Origin of the sequence: Sporocytophaga myxococcoides DSM 11118 (assembly GCF_000426725.1) — a bacterium.
GTDB classification, from domain to species: Bacteria; Bacteroidota; Bacteroidia; order Cytophagales; family Cytophagaceae; genus Sporocytophaga; species Sporocytophaga myxococcoides.
Genome location: NZ_KE384561.1, coordinates 172,476 through 190,784 on the forward strand (window position 1 = coordinate 172,476; position 18,309 = coordinate 190,784).

At 36.0% G+C, this 18,309-nt stretch carries 21 protein-coding genes; 10 read left to right on the plus strand and 11 right to left on the minus strand.

The window, feature by feature from the left end; translation table 11 throughout:
• The first annotated feature begins 20 nt into the window (after positions 1-20).
• The gene (locus K350_RS0124765; RefSeq protein ID WP_028982214.1) at positions 21-674 is read left to right on the plus strand and encodes a class I SAM-dependent methyltransferase; all 654 of its coding nucleotides are present in this window, start codon (positions 21-23) and stop codon (positions 672-674) included.
• 99 nt (positions 675-773) lie between these two features.
• Positions 774-2,114, plus strand: a complete 1,341-nt coding sequence (locus K350_RS0124770) for a PhoH family protein (RefSeq protein WP_028982215.1) — start codon at positions 774-776, stop codon at positions 2,112-2,114.
• Between the two features lie 92 nt (positions 2,115-2,206).
• Here the strand turns inward: K350_RS0124770 and K350_RS30295 are convergent, their stop codons facing one another.
• The 3 genes from K350_RS30295 to K350_RS0124785 are packed head-to-tail and all read right to left on the minus strand — an operon-like array spanning position 2,207 to position 3,488.
• Positions 2,207-2,515: a hypothetical protein gene (locus K350_RS30295; RefSeq protein ID WP_051313654.1), complete on the minus strand. Its 309-nt coding sequence runs from the start codon at positions 2,513-2,515 to the stop codon at positions 2,207-2,209.
• Complete coding sequence (locus K350_RS30300) at positions 2,505-3,146, minus strand: rhomboid family intramembrane serine protease (RefSeq protein WP_051313655.1); 642 nt, start codon at positions 3,144-3,146, stop codon at positions 2,505-2,507. The genes K350_RS30295 and K350_RS30300 overlap by 11 nt, the downstream gene beginning before the upstream one ends.
• A gap of 3 nt (positions 3,147-3,149) precedes the next feature.
• Entirely contained in the window at positions 3,150-3,488 is a 339-nt protein-coding gene (locus K350_RS0124785; protein WP_028982216.1) for a phage holin family protein, read from the minus strand.
• 754 nt (positions 3,489-4,242) lie between these two features.
• Here K350_RS0124785 and K350_RS0124790 point away from each other — a divergent pair.
• The 4 genes from K350_RS0124790 (at position 4,243) to pstB (ending at position 8,189) form a co-directional block, all read left to right on the plus strand.
• A complete protein-coding gene (locus K350_RS0124790; RefSeq protein WP_028982217.1) occupies positions 4,243-5,166 on the plus strand; it encodes a PstS family phosphate ABC transporter substrate-binding protein in 924 nt (307 codons plus the stop codon).
• Positions 5,167-5,607: 441 nt separating this feature from the next.
• Positions 5,608-6,516, plus strand: a complete 909-nt coding sequence (gene pstC, locus K350_RS0124800) for a phosphate ABC transporter permease subunit PstC (RefSeq protein ID WP_211236778.1) — start codon at positions 5,608-5,610, stop codon at positions 6,514-6,516.
• Between the two features lie 4 nt (positions 6,517-6,520).
• Positions 6,521-7,369 carry a phosphate ABC transporter permease PstA gene (gene pstA / locus K350_RS0124805; protein ID WP_028982219.1) on the plus strand — a complete coding sequence of 283 codons (849 nt, stop codon included), beginning with the start codon at positions 6,521-6,523 and terminating at the stop codon, positions 7,367-7,369.
• A 16-nt stretch (positions 7,370-7,385) separates the two neighbouring features.
• Positions 7,386-8,189: a phosphate ABC transporter ATP-binding protein PstB gene (gene pstB / locus K350_RS0124810; RefSeq protein ID WP_156027192.1), complete on the plus strand. Its 804-nt coding sequence runs from the start codon at positions 7,386-7,388 to the stop codon at positions 8,187-8,189.
• A 73-nt stretch (positions 8,190-8,262) separates the two neighbouring features.
• Here pstB and hisIE read toward each other — a convergent pair whose 3' ends face one another.
• From hisIE to hisC, 6 genes are read right to left on the minus strand one after another with little or no spacing between them, the layout of a single operon-like run.
• Positions 8,263-8,874 carry a bifunctional phosphoribosyl-AMP cyclohydrolase/phosphoribosyl-ATP diphosphatase HisIE gene (hisIE, locus tag K350_RS0124815; protein WP_028982221.1) on the minus strand — a complete coding sequence of 204 codons (612 nt, stop codon included), beginning with the start codon at positions 8,872-8,874 and terminating at the stop codon, positions 8,263-8,265.
• On the minus strand, positions 8,861-9,616 hold the full coding sequence (gene hisF, locus K350_RS0124820; RefSeq protein WP_028982222.1) for an imidazole glycerol phosphate synthase subunit HisF: 756 nt from the start codon (positions 9,614-9,616) through the stop codon (positions 8,861-8,863). The genes hisIE and hisF overlap by 14 nt, the downstream gene beginning before the upstream one ends.
• A 1-nt stretch (position 9,617) precedes the next feature.
• Positions 9,618-10,337, minus strand: a complete 720-nt coding sequence (gene hisA / locus K350_RS0124825) for a 1-(5-phosphoribosyl)-5-[(5-phosphoribosylamino)methylideneamino]imidazole-4-carboxamide isomerase (RefSeq protein WP_028982223.1) — start codon at positions 10,335-10,337, stop codon at positions 9,618-9,620.
• Positions 10,334-10,915 carry an imidazole glycerol phosphate synthase subunit HisH gene (gene hisH, locus K350_RS0124830; protein WP_028982224.1) on the minus strand — a complete coding sequence of 194 codons (582 nt, stop codon included), beginning with the start codon at positions 10,913-10,915 and terminating at the stop codon, positions 10,334-10,336. The genes hisA and hisH overlap by 4 nt, the downstream gene beginning before the upstream one ends.
• 59 nt (positions 10,916-10,974) lie before the next feature.
• Positions 10,975-12,075: a bifunctional histidinol-phosphatase/imidazoleglycerol-phosphate dehydratase HisB gene (hisB, locus tag K350_RS0124835; RefSeq protein ID WP_028982225.1), complete on the minus strand. Its 1,101-nt coding sequence runs from the start codon at positions 12,073-12,075 to the stop codon at positions 10,975-10,977.
• A 24-nt stretch (positions 12,076-12,099) separates the two neighbouring features.
• Positions 12,100-13,149 (minus strand): histidinol-phosphate transaminase, encoded by a 1,050-nt coding sequence (gene hisC, locus K350_RS0124840; RefSeq protein WP_028982226.1) that lies wholly within the window; start codon positions 13,147-13,149, stop codon positions 12,100-12,102.
• A gap of 294 nt (positions 13,150-13,443) precedes the next feature.
• On the opposite strand from hisC, the gene K350_RS0124845 reads away from it, so the two are divergent.
• From K350_RS0124845 to K350_RS0124865, 4 genes are all read left to right on the plus strand, one after another.
• Positions 13,444-13,677 carry a hypothetical protein gene (locus K350_RS0124845; RefSeq protein WP_028982227.1) on the plus strand — a complete coding sequence of 78 codons (234 nt, stop codon included), beginning with the start codon at positions 13,444-13,446 and terminating at the stop codon, positions 13,675-13,677.
• A 106-nt stretch (positions 13,678-13,783) separates the two neighbouring features.
• Positions 13,784-14,668 (plus strand): helix-turn-helix domain-containing protein, encoded by an 885-nt coding sequence (locus K350_RS0124850; RefSeq protein WP_028982228.1) that lies wholly within the window; start codon positions 13,784-13,786, stop codon positions 14,666-14,668.
• A 12-nt stretch (positions 14,669-14,680) separates the two neighbouring features.
• The gene (locus K350_RS0124855) at positions 14,681-15,325 is read left to right on the plus strand and encodes a YdeI/OmpD-associated family protein (protein ID WP_028982229.1); all 645 of its coding nucleotides are present in this window, start codon (positions 14,681-14,683) and stop codon (positions 15,323-15,325) included.
• A 554-nt stretch (positions 15,326-15,879) separates the two neighbouring features.
• Positions 15,880-16,872 carry a glycosyltransferase family 39 protein gene (locus tag K350_RS0124865; RefSeq protein WP_281169288.1) on the plus strand — a complete coding sequence of 331 codons (993 nt, stop codon included), beginning with the start codon at positions 15,880-15,882 and terminating at the stop codon, positions 16,870-16,872.
• Here K350_RS0124865 and K350_RS0124870 read toward each other — a convergent pair.
• Together K350_RS0124870 and K350_RS0124875 are read right to left on the minus strand one after the other, a co-directional pair.
• Positions 16,834-17,220 (minus strand): energy transducer TonB, encoded by a 387-nt coding sequence (locus K350_RS0124870; protein WP_081671139.1) that lies wholly within the window; start codon positions 17,218-17,220, stop codon positions 16,834-16,836. The genes K350_RS0124865 and K350_RS0124870 overlap by 39 nt on opposite strands.
• Before the next feature lie 50 nt (positions 17,221-17,270).
• Positions 17,271-18,212 carry an isoaspartyl peptidase/L-asparaginase family protein gene (locus K350_RS0124875; protein ID WP_211236779.1) on the minus strand — a complete coding sequence of 314 codons (942 nt, stop codon included), beginning with the start codon at positions 18,210-18,212 and terminating at the stop codon, positions 17,271-17,273.
• Positions 18,213-18,309: the final 97 nt, after the last annotated feature.

Here is an 18,309-nt window from a genome sequence, read left to right on the forward strand (position 1 = left end):
GGGTTTTGGTCAAATTAAAATTGGAAAGACAAAGAAAAGGTTTTAACCGACTTGCTGCAATTTATGATTATCTGCTATTAATTCCTCCAGGAAAAGGTTTTATAAAAAGTCAGGAGGGATTGATTCCTCTCCTACCAGTGAAAAAAAGCTGTTTGATTATTGGAGGTGGTACCGGAACTTTTTTGAAATCTCTTCTCTTAGCCGGCAAGGTTAAACGTATTGTGTATCTTGATATCTCCGAGCACATGCTTGATCAGGCCTCAGCCAAAATCAAAGATTTAAATCACGAATGTCTCGTAGAATTCAGAAGAGGCAGCTTTGATAAAATTACTGAAGACGAAAAATTTGATCTTATTGTAACTAATTTTTTTCTGGATCTTTTTAGTCTCACTGAATTAAAAATCTGGATCAGATTTATAGGTGACAAGCTATCTGATGAAGGCTTGTTTTATTTTACCGATCTGCAGATTGTCAGAGGTAAAACCTTCAGAACCTTCATGAATAACATGTATATTAAAGTGTTATACTTCTTCTTCAGAAACACAACCGCTATCAGCGGCAAAACTCTCATAGACCTGCGAACAGAAATACTTCAATCTGGTTTTACAGTAGTACATGAAAAAGGCTATATGAAAGAGCTTTTTTATTCAGCCATTTTTAAAAAAAGGTCGTAAACATATTTTAAATAATAATAGGAATAATATAAAGTTTTATATCTATATCTCTTATATTTCAGAGGTGCATTTAATATTCATTTTTAATCGTCTTCTAAAATGGCTAAAGCGAAAAAAGATAAAAAAATTTTTGTGCTGGATACTTCAGTCATACTTTATGACCACAATGCAGTCAAAAATTTTCAGGAACATGATATAGCGATTCCCATAACTGTTTTGGAGGAGCTTGACAATTTCAAGAAAGGCAACGACATCATCAACTTTGAAGCCAGAGAATTTATCAGATTCCTGGATGACCTTTCCGGAACTTATATGTTGCAGGACTGGATACAGCTTCCAGGGAACAATAAAGGCCGGTTTAAAGTAGTGATGAACACATCAAGCAAAGCTACACTTGACGCCGAAAGGGTTTTTAATGATAACAAAGCCGATCACAGAATACTGAATGCGGCGCTGAATTTACAGCATGAGGCTAAAGACGCAAAAGTTGTTCTTGTTACAAAAGACATAAACCTGCGGTTGAAAGCCAAGTCACTGAATTTGCCTGCAGAAGATTATTCAACAGGAAAGATCAAAGATGTTGACAGCCTCTATACTGGAAGAACTTATATTGAAAACGTTCCTTATGAGGATATCAATCAGATTTATGAAAAAGGATCAATCCCAAGTTCTATAATTCCTAAGCAACAGCTGATTCAAAATCACTATTACATATTAAAAAGTGAGAAAAACTCAGTTCTGGGTTATTACAATGCATCAGAAGATCGCATTGAGCATGTGGAGAAAAAGACTGTTTACGGCATAAAGCCTCGAAATGCAGAACAGACTTTTGCCATTCATGCTATTATGAATCCTGATATTAAGCTTGTCTCTATGCAAGGAGTAGCAGGAACAGGAAAGACTCTTCTAGCACTAGCTGCAACACTTGAACAAAGGAAAAACTTCAAACAGATTTACCTTGCAAGACCGATTGTACCGCTAAGCAACAAAGATATCGGATACCTTCCGGGAGATATTAAGAGCAAACTGAATCCTTATATGGAGCCTTTGTTTGACAACCTGAAGTTTATTCAAAATCAGTTCAACGAGACAGACAGTGATTATCAGAGAATTACCGAAATGGTAAATAAAGAAAAGCTGGTTATTACACCTTTGGCATATATCAGAGGAAGAAGTCTTTCGAATATATGCTTTATTGTGGACGAAGCTCAGAACCTGACTCCACATGAAGTAAAAACTATTATTTCGAGAGCTGGAGAAAACACGAAGATTATTTTCACAGGTGATATTTATCAGATTGACACTCCTTATCTGGACTCCCAAAGTAATGGTTTGTCATTCCTGATTGACAGGTTGAGAAATCATAAATTATATGCCCACGTAACACTGGAAAAAGGCGAGCGTTCTGAGTTGGCAAATCTTGCAAATGAGATGTTATAATCCTCATTAAAAGCAATAACCTGTTGGTCACCCAATAGCATCGATTATTCAGCAACTTTACAAATTGATTTTCATAACCATTCATTAAAATTTTAATGAATGGTTATTTTTTCCCCGGTAGTTTCACCTATTCTTGCCTCCACTTCAAACCTATTATTATAATACCCCTTTCTCATGCTTTCTATTGCATAGATGGTCAAAAAAGTAAAAAAACCATAGCGCTGAAACTGTCTCACATGTACGAGTTCATGGTTCACCCATTGCTCCACTGACATAAACTCTTTTCTGTTAACACCATGCAAATGAATAGTTTTACCGAATACAATAGCTATATTTTTGGACCCCATGTACCATGCAGCCATTTTCGCTATTAATGATTTTTCTTTGATTTTAACTTTCATTGTGCTCCCCCCCAATTAAAGAATCATTACCGGGGGCTTCTGGTTCCTTCTCCTTACTTTTCAAGTATTCCTCTCCTGTTTTTCTGTAAAAATAGGCTGCCAGTCCACCTGATAAGCTACCGAAAAAGTGAGTTTCCCAGGAAACACCTCTCGTAAAGGGAAAAATTCCCCAAACTAAACTACCATAGATGAATATAATAATCAAGGCAAGAATCATCGATTTTTGATTTTTACGAAAAATTCCACTGAAGAAAAGGAAGCTGACCGCACCATAAATGATACCACTGGATCCGATATGATACCCTTGACCTACTGCAGAAATCCATACCCAGATATTTGGAAGGAAATAAATCCAGAGGAAAATTTCAAAAGCAATAGTCCGGTAAAAGAAGAACATCGCCATTCCCAAAATGAGCAAGGGGAACGAATTTGATATTAAATGATTAAAATCCCCATGTATCAAAGGTGCAAACGCGACCCCAGTCAACCCCATAAACGTTCTTGGAAAAATACCAAATTTACTCAGATCATAACCATACCTGAGTTCAAACACCTTTACTCCCCAAAGTACCATTAAGTAAATAAAAGGAAACAGAAAACTCTGATAAAAACTTCTTCTTTCAACTTCCATGAATTAATCCCCGATTATGAGGTCCGCTATATAATTGACCAACGACACTATCAAACTAAATAAAAGCGCCCACCAGAAATTCCTGACCTCGAACCCATCAATCATCCAATCTGTCAATAGAATTATCACGGCATTAATTACCAGCAAAAATAGACCTAAAGTAAGGATGGTAACCGGTATTGTTAATAGGATTAAAACGGGACGAAGGATCACATTTAAGATAGACAGAACAAACATTACCAACAATGCAACTCCAAAACTCTTAATCAAAATTCCTGGTAACAGAAATGCGGCACCAAGAATGATAGCTGCTGAAATTAAAAGTTTGAATATATACTTCATCTCTGGTTCTTTTTGATTGTAGGCAATATCGTACTTATTCTATGAACACTTTCAAATTCCTCATTGTTAAACTTCACAAAAAGTACTTCAATTAACAATTGTATTTTTTCATCAAATTAATAGTAACTCCAACCAATTTACAATTATAAATTCCTGAATAAAACAAATGTAAACCAGCTCAATTTACATTTATAACTATATAATTTTTCTAATAAAATAAACCAAGCGAGACTAAATGAATTCTTTTTTATTGCTTATATAAGTAAAAATTAAATTTCATACCAGTACAATTTTAAATTCCATTTACATTTAAAGTAAAAGTTCAAAATAATAACATATGTAAACTGATTATAAAAGTATTAATAATTAAAATTATCAAAATGCTAAAATTATTAGTAATTGATTAAGTGTAAATTTTGAGTGGTTTATAATTGTAAATTGCTTATTTAATAACTTACCTACATATCTAATTTACAAAAATAAACTATCCAAAAAATATAAATAAAACAGTATCATATTGTCATTTTACAATTGTAACAAAACATATTTATCTTACATTTTTACTGTATTTACAAAATTAAACAGCAAAAGAATTTTTAAAAGAAAAGCTAGATTTGGAAATAGGAAGAGAACAGCTGATCCTGAACAAAAAAATAACTTATCTATTAAAGAGAAGGGAAGCCTAAAAATCCTAATTGGAATTAATATCTGCATTCATTAATTTCAGTAATCAATTCTTATAAATTTATTATCTATGAAGAGGGTAGTTTTATTTTTTCTCATTGTTGCACTTTTTTCGTCTTGTGGAGACGATGAAAATAATATAACTATTTCTGGAGCCTTTGCCTTGTACCCTCTGGCTATAAAATGGGCTGAAGAATATAATAAAATACATCCTGAAGTTAAAATTGACATCACCGCCGGAGGAGCAGGAAAGGGTATGGCAGACGTCATTTCAGGGAATGTAGATTTAGGAATGGTCTCCAGAGAAATTAATCCAGTGGAACTTGAACGAGGGGCTTTTGGAATTGCAGTAACTATCGATGCTGTAATTCCAACCATCAATGACAAAAATCCCAATATTGCCGAAGTACAAAAAAAAGGACTAACGAAAGAAAACTTTCAAGATATCTGGATCACGGAAAAATTAAAAACATGGGGGGATGCTGTAGGGACAACATCCAAGGATCCTATCAAAGTTTATACCCGTTCGGATGCTGCAGGTGCACCTGAAACATGGGCTAAATATCTTGGAAAAAAACAGGAAGATTTAAAAGGTGTCGGAGTATTTGGAGACCCAGGTCTTGCTCAAGTTGTGAAACAAGACAAGTTTGCAATTGGATTTAACAACATCGCTTATGTATATGATCTAAAAACAAGCAAACCATTTCCTGGTATCCAGGTCATCCCGATCGACATTGATGGAAATGGCAGAATTAGTCCGGAAGAAAACTTTTACGGTACATTAGGCGAACTTATGGAAGGAATAGCCAAAGGAGTTTTTCCTCACCCTCCTGCCCGTCCATTATATTTTGTAACTAAAGGAGAACCTACTTCAAAAACAATAAAAGCGTTTTTAAACTGGGTACTGACCGACGGACAGAAATTTGTGAAAGAAGCAGGGTATGTAAATCTATCCAAAGATCAACTTGAAACGGAAATTAAAAAACTAAAGTAAGCTAGAAAAATGTTTTTATTGCCTGACTTTTACCTTGACGAGTCAGGCACCAAGTAAAATTGAATTTTTTATTGTCTATTCAGACCGGCTGCAAGCTCATTTCTTATCCTTCGGAACTTTTCAATATTTATTTTACATTTTGGATTGCCTTTAAACTGCTTGATTGTTGTTCATTATAAAATCTTTCAGAAGATTTGTTAAAGAATTTTCAATAAGAAAAAAATACTGCTGTCCTTCCATGTCATATAAGCATTTCCAAAGATGAGTTTTTCAATCGGGAAAAACATTAACTGAAGTTAATAGGAGAAGCCTTAGATCTGGAAATTTATCAAAATGAATTTATTTAAAATTCTTATGTACTGACAAACTTTATCTCCACTGAAAGGTAAATAAGATTAAATCATCAGATTATACTAGACCACATTACCAAAGGGGGATATCTTGGGAAAAATAGATTTTTATCATAGGCGACTCTGGATAGAGAAACTTAGCTTCTGGGCAATGAAAGGCCTTACCTACTTTTCAATCACACTCCTTTTTTTGATATTAATCGGACTAATATATAAGTCTTTGCCTATTTTACAAGAAACTTCATTAGGACATCTATTCTTTTCCATAGAATGGCAGCCATTGAAAATGAAATTTGGTCTGCTTCCGTTTATTATTAGCACACTCTATGTAACTACAGTTGCTATTATCATTTCAGTACCACTTTGTCTTCTCTGCGCTATATACCTTTCAGAATATGCCGATAAAAGAATTATAGCCTTTGTTAACCCATTGATAGATATTCTTGCAGGCATCCCCTCAGTTATTTTCGGTATCTGGGGGATTATTGAAGTAGTGCCCCTGGTTAGAGATTTTATTGCTCCGGCATTCGGGACTACTTCTTCAGGCTATACCATACTTACTGGAGGCATTGTCCTTTCTATTATGATCTTTCCGATCATCATACACGTTCTGCTGGAAGTATTTGAAACAATACCAACAGATCTAAAAAATGCTTCGCTTTCTGTTGGAGCCACAAAATGGCAAACTGTAAAATTTGTAATCCTTAGAAAAGCTGCACCAGGAGTTATTTCGGCTGTTGTTCTGGGACTTTCCAGAGCGTTTGGAGAAACACTAGCGCTATTAATGGTAGTGGGAAATGTCATTATGATTCCTATCAGTCCTTTAGATCCAGGATATCCTCTTACCGCTTTAATAGCTAATAACTATGGTGAAATGATGTCTATTCCTCTTTACGATTCTGCCTTAATGCTTGCATCCCTGATCCTTTTTGTAATAGTACTGATCTTCAACTTTATATCCAGAAGAATTCTTAAAAATATAGAAAGAAAAATTGCATAAGACTATGAACATTAATAAAGTGGAAGAAGGGATTTTTAAAGTATTGATGAAGGCATCTACTTTACTCGTATTGGTCAGTCTGTTTTTAATCATTTACAGCATACTTCGAAAGGGTTTACCATCCTTGTCCTGGGCTATGATTACTCAAACACCAAAAGGAGGATTCTTCCTTGGGAAAGGTGGAGGAATTTTGAATGCAATTGTCGGATCTTTATACCTAGCCGGAGGTTCAACAATTCTAGGATTATTCATAAGTCTTCCTGTTGCCCTTTACTTGAATATATACAGAACAAAAACCTCCCGATTTGCAGATTTTACACGTCTCTGTCTGGATGTTTTGTGGGGAATCCCTTCGATTGTTTATGGTGCATTCGGATTTGCAATCATGTTATTAATTGGACTAAAAGCTTCTTTACTTGCAGGAATTTTTACCCTTACTTTAATGGTTATACCTATAATGGTAAGAGCTATGGATGAAGTTATAATGACGGTGCCGAAGGGTTTGATAGATGCCTCTTATTCACTTGGTGCAACCAGGTTTGAAACATCTCTGAAGGTGGTAAGTAAACAGGTTTTACCAGGAATTCTCACTGCTGTTTTAATTTCCTTTGGAAGAAGTATCGGGGACGCCGCTTCTGTGCTATTTACTTCTGGATTTACAGATAGAATTCCAACTTCGTTGATGCAACCCGCCGCAAATTTGCCCCTGGCCATCTTCTTTCAGTTGAGTACTCCTATCCCTGAAGTTCAAGACAGAGCCTATGCATCTGCATTGGTGCTAACCTTAATCATTCTTATAATAAGTATCTTATCCCGAATAGCTACCAAAAAATTCACTAAACATAAAGTTTAGTTTAAATAGGAGACAGATGAAAAAGGCAACTGAAATATTCATTCCGCTAATGACTGACATTTGTGCCGAAGGTAATATTTGTGTCGAGGGATTAAATGTTCACTATGGAGACAGACATGCCCTCAAGGATATTAACATTACCTTACCAGCAAAAAAAATCACGGCTATCATCGGTCCATCAGGTTGCGGAAAAACAACTTTACTTAAATGCTTTAACCGTTTGATAGATTCCATTGACGGAACTAAAGTTACAGGTAAGGTAATGTTAAATGGAGAAGATATATTTGACCCTCACGCTGATGTGATTAACATCAGGAAAAAAATGGGACTTTTGTCTCAAAGACCCTACCCTTTACCAATGTCAATCTTTGACAACGTAGCATACGGCCCAAGAATACATGGCACAAGGAAAAAGTCAGAACTTAATCAGATCGTCGAATATTACCTAAAGGAAGCTAGTCTATGGGACGAAGTCAGAGATAGGCTCCATACTCCCGCATCAGGACTGTCTATAGGACAACAACAAAGGCTTTGTCTTGCAAGAGGTCTTGCCGTGAAACCGGAAATTATTCTGGGAGATGAACCAACATCTGCATTAGATCCCATTTCTAGTGCTCACATTGAAGAGAAATTTGTAGAGTTTAAGAATAGATATACCATCGTAATGGTAACCCACATACTCAGACAGGCTATCCGTATAGCTGACTACATTATATTTATGTATCTGGGAGAAATTATTGAACATGGTCCGGCAGAGCAATTGCTGGAAAATCCGAAAGACAAAAGGACTTCAGATTATATTAAAGGTATAATAAGCTAAAAAGTCCCGACGAAGTTTTCATGCTTTGTCGGGACTTTTCCACTTATTAATATTCGTTCTGATTATATCGATTTTATTTATGTCTTTTAATTAGGACATCCAGCACTTCATCCAATCCGATATTCTTTTGTTCAAGAAGCACCAGGAGGTGAAACATAAGATCTGCGGCTTCGTTTTTAAATAGCTCGTCGTTATTATCCATAGCTTCTATCACTAACTCAACTGCTTCTTCTCCAACTTTCTGTGCTACTTTATTGGTGCCTTTAGCAAATAATGAGCTTGTATATGATTTTCCATCAGGATTGTTTTTCCTGCTTTTGATAACCTCACTCAGTTGCTGAAGAAAATAGATCTTACCATGATTTTCTTCCTTCCAGCATGTATCTGCTCCGGTATGACAAGTAGGTCCGTCAGGAGTGACTTTAATCAACAATGCATCCTGATCGCAATCAAGAGCAATACTTTTCAGATACAAAAAATGGCCAGAGGTCTCCCCTTTTGTCCAAAGTCTGTTTTTCGTCCTGCTGAAAAAAGTAACTTTCTTTTCTTTTAATGTTTTATCAAGTGCTTCCTGGTTCATATAGCCAAGCATAAGCACTTTCTGTGTAACCTCGTCCTGAATAATAGCTGGTACCAGCCCGTTATTCTTTCCAAAATCTACATTCTTTAACTCAAATTCTGACATTGATTTTGTGTTCTTTTAGGTATTGTTTCAACTCAGGTACAGATATTTCCTTAAAGTGGAAAATACTTGCAGCCAGTGCTGCATCCGCCTTCCCTTCTGTGAATATATTTACAAAGTCTTTCATTGAACCTGCTCCCCCGGAAGCAATAACCGGAATAGAAAGTGAAGATGAAAGCTTTGCTGTTAGCTCGTCTGCAAAACCAGCTTTGGTGCCATCATGATCCATTGAAGTCAGAAGAATTTCCCCCGCTCCTCTGTTTTCTGCTTCTTTAGCCCAAAGAAAGGTATCAATTTCTGTAGGCTTCTTCCCACCATGTGTATGCACCCTTGACTGATTTTCATATAATTTCGTGTCAATCGCAACAACTACAGCCTGACTGCCAAACTCCAGTGCAAGCCTGTCTATAAGATCAGGATCCTTTACTGCTGAAGAATTGATAGAAACTTTCTCCGCTCCTGCATTCAATATTGCAGACACATCTTCAATACTTGATATACCACCACCTACGGTAAAAGGTATGTTCACATTCTGTGCTACACGCCTAACAAGCTCAACAAGTGTTTTTCTTTTTTCAAGAGTAGCCGTAATATCCAGAAATACCAATTCATCTGCGCCCTGCTCAGCATAAAGTTGTCCCAGTTCAACAGGATCTCCGGCATCTCTGAGGTTTTCGAAATTTACACCTTTAACTGTTTTCCCGTCTTTTACATCAAGACAAGGGATAATTCTTTTTGTAAGCATCTTATAAAAACCTCTTTAGGTCTTCAAGTTTTATTCTTCCTTCGTAATAAGCTTTTCCAATGATTGCTGCATAAACACCCATTTCATTCAGTTTTGTAATGTCATCAATGGTCGTTACTCCGCCGCTGGCAATCAGCCTTAGTTTAGGAAATTTATTTCTGATCTCATTATATAACTCAAATGACGGACCAGCAAGCAATCCATCTTTGGACACATCGGTGCAGAACAAATATTTTGCACCTAAATCAGCATATTCCTCTGTGAAGTCAAATAAAGAAGTTGCTGTAACTTCCTGCCATCCGCTCACAGCAATCATCTTATTCTTTACATCTGCGCCGAGAATAATCTTCTCTCCGCCATAGTTTTTCAACCAGCTTTTAAAAAGTTCTGGATTCTTAATTGCAATACTTCCTCCGGTAACCTGCTTGACACCAGCGTTGAAAGCTATCTTTATATCTTCTTCAGACTGAATTCCTCCGCCAAAATCAACATGCAATGAAGTATTAGAACAAATATCTTCAAGTACTTTATGGTTAACCACCTTTTTCTGGCGAGCGCCATCAAGGTCAACCACGTGAAGCCTCTTTATTCCGGCATCTTCAAATCTTTTAGCTACTTCCAGCGGATTGCTATGGTATTCCGTTTTTTTATCAAAATCGCCTTGAACCAGTCTTACACACTTTCCATCTATCAGGTCAATGGCCGGTATTATTTCAATCATAATGAAAGGAAGTTTTTAAGTATTTTTTCTCCTGTATTTCCGCTTTTCTCAGTGTGAAACTGAACAGCATAGAAGTTATCTTTGCGGATAGATGCACTGAATGGCAATATATAATCGGATTGAGCTATAGTATATTCCGACAGCTCTGCATAGTAGCTGTGAACAAAGTAAACAAACTCTCCTTCATTCACACCTTTGAACAAAGAGTCTTTCAGATTTGTAATAGAGTTCCATCCCATGTGAGGTACTTTGTCTTTGGGTGGAAACCTCTTAACGCTCATTGGAAATATTTTCAGACATTCAACATCATTCTCTTCACTATGCTGGCACATCAACTGAAGTCCAAGACATATTCCAAGAAATGGTTGCTTAAACTCAGGAATAAGCTTATCAAGATTTCTTTGTTTCAGATAAGCCATAGCAGTACTTGCTTCTCCAACTCCCGGAAAAATGACTTTATCCGCAGTTTTCAGCAATTCCGGCTCATCTGTGATAATAGGATCTACCCCTAGCCTATTCAGCGCATAGCTTACAGACTGAGTATTTCCAGCATTGTATTTTATAATAGCAACTTTCACTTTTTTAATTTTGAGTTTACTATTCCGATCCTCTTCAGAGGATTTCCGAAACCGAAGCTCTAAAGTATCCCCTTGGTACTAGGTATTTGATTATTGTTAAAATCTCTGCGTACTGCCATTTTAATGGACTTTGCGAAGGCTTTAAATATAGCTTCTATTTTATGATGCTCGTTATCTCCTTCAACTTTAATATTAATGTTGGCCTTAGAAGTATCAGAAAACGATTTAAAGAAATGATAAAACATTTCAGTTGGCATATCTCCGATTTTTTCTCTTTTAAATGAAGCCTCCCACACCAGCCAGTTCCTTCCTGAAAAATCAATTGCAACCTGAGCCAGTACATCATCCATAGGTAATAAAAAGCCATAACGTTCTATACCTCTTTTATCTCCCAATGCTTTAAGGTAAGCTTCACCTAAAGCAAGAGCAGTATCTTCGATGGTATGATGCTCGTCAATATGCAGATCACCGGCAACTTTTACCTTAAGGTCTGCTCCGGAATGTTTGCCTAGCTGATCCAGCATATGGTCAAAGAAACCAAGCCCTGTATGAATTTCTGTTTTTCCTGTTCCGTCAAGGTTCAGAAGTATTTCTATATCTGTCTCCTTAGTTGTTCTTCTGATGCTGGCTGTTCTGCTATTCTGTTTTTTCAGAAACCAATAAATTTCATCCCAGTTATCAGTACTTAAAACAGCCTCATCATTTGTATTAGATGAAAAATAAATAGCCTTTGTACCCAGATTTTTCGCAAGCTGAATATCTGTCTGTCTGTCTCCTATTACAAAAGATTCGGAAAGATCATAACCTTCTCCGAAATACTCTGTAAGCATGGCAGTGCCAGGCTTCCTTGTCGGAAGGTTTTCATGGTCAAAAGACTTGTCTATATGAACTGCATAAAATGCAACGCCTTCTCCCTCCAGTGTTTTAACCATTTTATCCTGAGCAGGCCAAAAGGTGTTCTCAGGAAAAGATGATGTACCTAAACCATCCTGATTAGTAACCATGACAAGTAGATAGTCCATCTCGTTGGCAATTCTGGAAAGACTTGTAATCGCCTTTGGCAAGAACTCAAGCTTTTCAAGAGAATCAACCTGCTTGTCTACTGGCGGCTCAACGATAATAGTTCCGTCCCTATCTATGAATAAAATCTTTTTCTTCATTTTAAACTAATGCTCTCTCTTTAATTATCCCTTCCACTCTGAAAGCTTCTTCATTAAAGCTTCATTTTCCTTTTCCGTACCTACAGAAATTCTGATACTGTCTTCACACAACCTAACTTTGGATCTGTCTCTTGTAATGATTTTATTACCGATCAAAAATTCAAATATCTTTGGAGCTTTATCCATTTTAACCAACAAGAAGTTAGCGTCTGAAGGATACACTTTTGAAACAAAAGAGAGTTTCTTCAATTCTTCACCAAGTTTCTCGCGTTGTTCAAGGATCTGCGCTACCATTTTCTCCTTGTTCAGAATATTCATTAATCCCTCTTTCACAAATTGCTGGGTAGCGATGTTGATGTTGTAAGGATATTTGATTTTATTATATACACTGATGATCTCTTTTGAGGCAAATGCCATACCTAATCTTAGGCCAGCCATTCCCCATGCTTTGGAAAGCGTCTGAAGAACTATAAGATTTGGATACTGATCAAGTCCGCTGAGGAAAGATGTTGAAGGGGCAAAATCAATATATGCTTCATCTACAACTACAATTCCATTAAACCCTTTCAGAATTTTCTCCACATCCTTTTTATTCATGATGTTTCCGGTCGGATTATTTGGAGAGCAAATGAAGATAATTTTGGTATTCTCATCTACTGCCTTAAGAATTTCATCTGGTTTCAACTGATAGTCTTCAGTAAGAGGCACCTGCCTGATTTCAACATCAGAAATTGCAGCAGATACTTCATACATACCATAAGTCGGAGGTAATATGATGATATTGTCTTTCCCAGGGCGGCAAACCATCCTGATAATGAGATCAATTGGTTCATCGCTGCCATTTCCCAGGAAAATCTTTTCAGGCTCTACCCTTTTTATATTAGAGAGAATCTCTTTTATTTCCCACTGGAGTGGGTCTGGATATCTGTTGAAATCGCCTGTAGCAGCAGATCCGTAAGGATTTTCGTTTGCATCAAGGAATATACCCTCTTTTCCTTTGTATTCGTCTCTGGCAGAGGAATATGGTTTGGCGTTCTTTATGTTCTCCCTAAGGAGCTTATCTAAGCTGAACAATGTAGTACTAAATTTATTAAGAGTTGCAAATTAGCTTTTTTATGCTAAAATTATGAATGTTTTTCACTAAAACATTTACGAATTTCGCTCCTTTATACTTAAAATTATGAACATTCGAATTTTCTGTAAGACTTTCCCTCCCTTGAAAACATTATCTTCATCCCAAAATTGTACTTTCATCTGGCTATAATTTGTTGCTGATCGGATTACTTAATATCTTTACTTCTTAATAAAAAATGTGATTTAGGAACTTTTGAGGCCTAATCAGAATTATACAAACCTAACACACAACTCATGAAAGAAACATTCTGCTGGCAAATCGAGTGCAAACATACACCAGAAACAATTGACAGGATTTTATTGCCAATCCGTAAAAGAGGAATGATGGTGAATAGTCTGAACTATAGGGTTCAGGAAGCAGGATTAGCTATTTGCCTGATTGAAGTTGACATTGACCCTGCTGAATCTGAAAGAATCCATAAGAATATGCTGAGAATTCAGGATATCAATAACATAGTGAAGCTTTAATCAGCATTCTCAGAGGTTCTAAAGGAATAATCCTTATACTGATTTCGACTTTCCTGAAGTACTTCACCATGAGGTTTTCAGTTAAGTCTAGAACTATGACCAAGAAATGCATTCATCCGGAAATAATATACCCGTTTATAGTATTGACCGCTTTAAAAGAAGCGGTCATCACACATATTTCCAGATAGAAATTTTTGACAAAAACAGAGATTTCAAAGTACAATATCCACACAGACATGACTTTTATGAAATCCTTTTTATCACAAAAGGATCAGGAAAACACACTATTGATTTCTTTGAGTACGAAATAAAGCCCGGATGTATCTTCTTCCTTTCCCCTGGTCAAATTCACGACCTCGACCTTTCTGAAGATATTTCGGGGTATATATTTCTTTTCACATCTGAGTTTTATCTCATCAACAAAAACGATCAGAATAAACTTCTTGAATTACCCTTCTTCTACCCACTGATTCCTGGGTCTCCCCCTTTGTACCTAAATAAAACTGAGGAAGTAAAAACATTCAGTGATATTTTCGTGCAAGCTATTGCAGAAAGAGAAAAAAACTTTGAAGACTCTCCTGATCTTATTGGAGCATTGCTCGATATACTTCTGATTCATTGCAAAAGACTTTATCCTCTGAGTGCAGGAGATAAAATGAATAAGGGAAGACTCCTTGTAAAAAAATTCAAGCAGCTGATTGAAGAGAAATATCAATACAATCTTTCTGTAAAAGATTATGCTGAACATCTTGCTGTAACCCCTAATCATTTAAGCGAAACTGTAAAGCAGTTAACTGGAAGAACCTCTACAGATCTTATAAATGAAAAATTACTGGTAGAAATAAAGCGTCTTCTTATTTACTCAGAATTGACTGTTTCTGAAATTGCTTTTCAACTTAACTTTTCCGATCAATCTTATTTCTCAAAGTATGTTAGAAAGCTTACAGGACAAAGCCCTGCGGAGTTCAGAAATATTTCAGGTAAAAAATAACTTTTTCTCTAAATGGAAATAAATGCAATCGCCAAAAAACTGGGAATAAAAAAAGATTTTAAAGTATTAGTCATCAATCAACCTATTAACCTCAAAGATTTTTTACTTCCGCTTCCTGAAAACGTTGAGCAACTGAAAAAAGCAGGAAAACAAACTGCAGATGTTGTACTTCTATTTGCTTCTAATAGCTCCGATTTAAATACACATTTTGAAAGTCTTAAAAATGCTATAAAACCAAAGGGCTTGGTTTGGATCGCTTATCTAAAGGGAACATCTAAAATTAAAACTGATATCTCACGTGATAAAGGATGGGATGTGGTAAATAAGTCTGGGTATACAGGAGTAAGCCTCATTTCTATAGATGATATGTGGTCAGCAATGCGATTTAAATCTTTTGAAGAAATAAAAAATAAAGCAAATCACTCTAATTCAGAAGAAGACCAATACATAGATCTTGAAGAAAGAGTTGTTACAGTGCCCGACGATTTACAACAGGTATTGAATATGAATAAAGTGGCTAAGGCCACATTTGAAAATCTTTCTTTTACTCATAAAAAAGAATTCGTCCTTTGGATTATCAATGCTAAAAAGGAAGAAACAAGAACTAAGAGACTTGAACAGGCTACAGAAAAACTCCTTAAGATCTCTTCCCAATAGAGATGAGCACAGCAAATCTTAACAAGTTCCACATTCTCGCTTTCAGGGCATCCATAATCCTGTTCTTTCTCCTTACTGGTTTATTAATCACGATAATTACTTTTACAGATTATCAAACAATGGCCTCCTGGTTAAAGCCTGATGCATTTAAATTCTCATTTGAAGACAAAGAATACAGTTCGATATATTTTACGCCCAAAAGATTTGAGATACTCAAAATAGCTTCTGCAATTTTTATAATTCCATTTTTTATATTCTTAGTCTTTTTATGGATACACACTAAAAAGCTATTATCCAGAATCCAGCTATTCTTTACATTTATAAAGAATCAATTACAACTTACAATACACTCATTTACAAAGATCCCATCAAAGGAAAAGTATATATTCTATATATTCTTTTTAGTGATTGTAGCAATCCGGCTTCTAAATCTCAAAACGTTAAGTAGTATACACCTTGATTAAATATGGTCTTACAATTACTTTGTAACTCAGGGACCTCTTGTTTGTATAACTTATTATCCTGATACCAACAATCACATATTATTTAATCTTATCTCATCTTTTTTATATAAGCTTTACGCACATCCGGCTTTCTGCATGAAGCTTCCCGTTTTTATACAAGGCCTGGTATTAGAGGTGATTATCTTCTTCAACATGAACAGGCTTTTCAACTTTAAAACCGCTTTACTTGCAATGATTATGACAGGCGCAGCCGCTGAAATATGTGTGTACTCTTTTGTGGGCAGAGGGCACTTGCTCTGCAGCTTGCTCGCCTTATCGTCTTTATTGAGTATTATAGGTTACCTTAAACAAAACAGGAAGGAATACCTGACATGCATGATCATCTTTTCAGCATTGGGCTTTTATACAGTCCCTACCTATTTATACTTCTTCATTTCCTTATTTGTATTTTCTTTTGTTATTATTTTAAGAGAAGGAAACTTGGAGAAAATTCTCCCTTTAATAAAAGCTTATTTGATTACCGTTGCAGGAGTTTTAATGCTCTATCTGCCTGTTATAGCTGTGTCCGGGCTTGAAGCACTCACAGAGTCTAAGTGGCTAAATCCTATGCATCCATGGGATTTTGGTTTCAATTATTGGTTTCGAATTTATACCTTGGAATATTTTGAAGCTATGGCAGACAGGGTTCCTTTTGGGAACAAGAAATATATAGGAGTCTTTCTTGTATTTGGATGCTACATTTGGCTACTCTTCAAATCAAAAAATAAAAACATAAAACTATGGATGACCTGGATGTTAATAGCAGCCTTTATTCCATTAATTGTATGTTATTATATGAAGGTACTAGCACCCTACAGGGTATATGTATTTCAGATAGTATTCTTTTTTATTAGTTTTTCAATTCTTATTGATTTTATACTTCGCAAATTTAACTTAAGGAATAAGACATATTACTTCATCCTTTCAGCTTTATTGATGTATATGATATATAATCAGGTATTCAACAGAAAGCTCCTTTTTGGTAAAGTATTATTAGAAAAAACCTCAATGACTTCTGACAGGAATATTGACCATCACATTTGATCTCACCGCAACGCCATTCTCCTGAGCGGGTACATACTTTATGGTTTTGAAAAGTGCTCTTATACTGTCTCCACAGCCGTATCCCATATCTCTAAGTATTTTGATACTCGATATGGAACTATCTTTCTCTACGAAAAAAGACACCATTACTTCACCTTCGATTTTTTTAGCTTTTGCTTCTTCTGAATATTTCAAATGCTTGAAGATAAAACTATATAAATCATCCTCTCCATTTACATACGAAGTTTCTTTTGTCTGACTGACGGCAAAGTTCTTATTCGTGGTCTGACCAAATGAAACCAGAGAACAAAACATTAAGAATGAGGCTGTAAATACGATTTTAAGCATATCTATTATTTTATAACCCTATTAATACGTTTAAGAACCACAGGTGGTTACTACTCTTTAAAAAATCTAACCTCGCATTTTTTTTCTGTTTTCCAGGCTCTGAACATTCCTGTAGTATTGTGGTCTATTGAAAAATTTCCGTTTTTATCCACTGCTATAACTCCTCCATTTCCTCCTAACTTAGAAAGTCTATCTTGTATAACCTCATTGACAGCCAGTTCAAGAGAAATCTTTTTATACTCCATCAAAGCAGCGATTGAGCGGGCTACTGTAAGTCTTATAAAATATTCACCATGTCCAGTGGCAGAGACTGCACATGTATTATTGTCTGCATAGGTTCCTGCTCCTATTATTGGTGAATCGCCTATTCTGCCGGTCAGTTTATTTAAGATACCTCCAGTTGAAGTGGCAGCTGCAAGGTTTCCATGGAGATCAAGGGCTACTGCGCCTACTGTCCCATGTTTGTCAATGCCTTTAGGGTCCGGAACTCGTTCATTTGCTTTTTTCCATTGTTCCAGAGAAGAAGGAGTAATAAAGTAACTCTCATCTTTCATTTCCATTCCAATAGATCGAGCATATTCATCGGCACCACTCCCTGCCAATAAAACATGATTTGATTTTTCCATTACCATTCTTGCTGCTGAAATCGGGTTTTTAACATGCCTCACCATTGCGACAGCTCCTGCTTTAAGGTCTTTGCCAGACATAATGGAAGCATCCATTTCAACATGACCTTCTTTATTTAACACCGATCCTTTACCAGCATTAAATACCGGAGCATCTTCCATAATCTTTACCGCAGCTTCCACTGCATCAAGGGAAGAGCCACCTTCTTCAAGGATCTTATAACCTTCTTCTACTGCTTCATGGAGATACTTTTCATAAACCCTTTGTTGACCCGGACTAAGATCAGATTCTTTAAAATTACCAGCTCCCCCATGTATAAGCAATACGATATTCCCCTTTGATGTTGCGGTCTGTATAGTTTCCATATTTAAAAAAACAGGAGTAAATAAAAGTAAAACATAAAAGGTTATTTTCATATGTCAGGTTTTGAACTTATGAAAACTATTGTCGAAAGAAATTGAT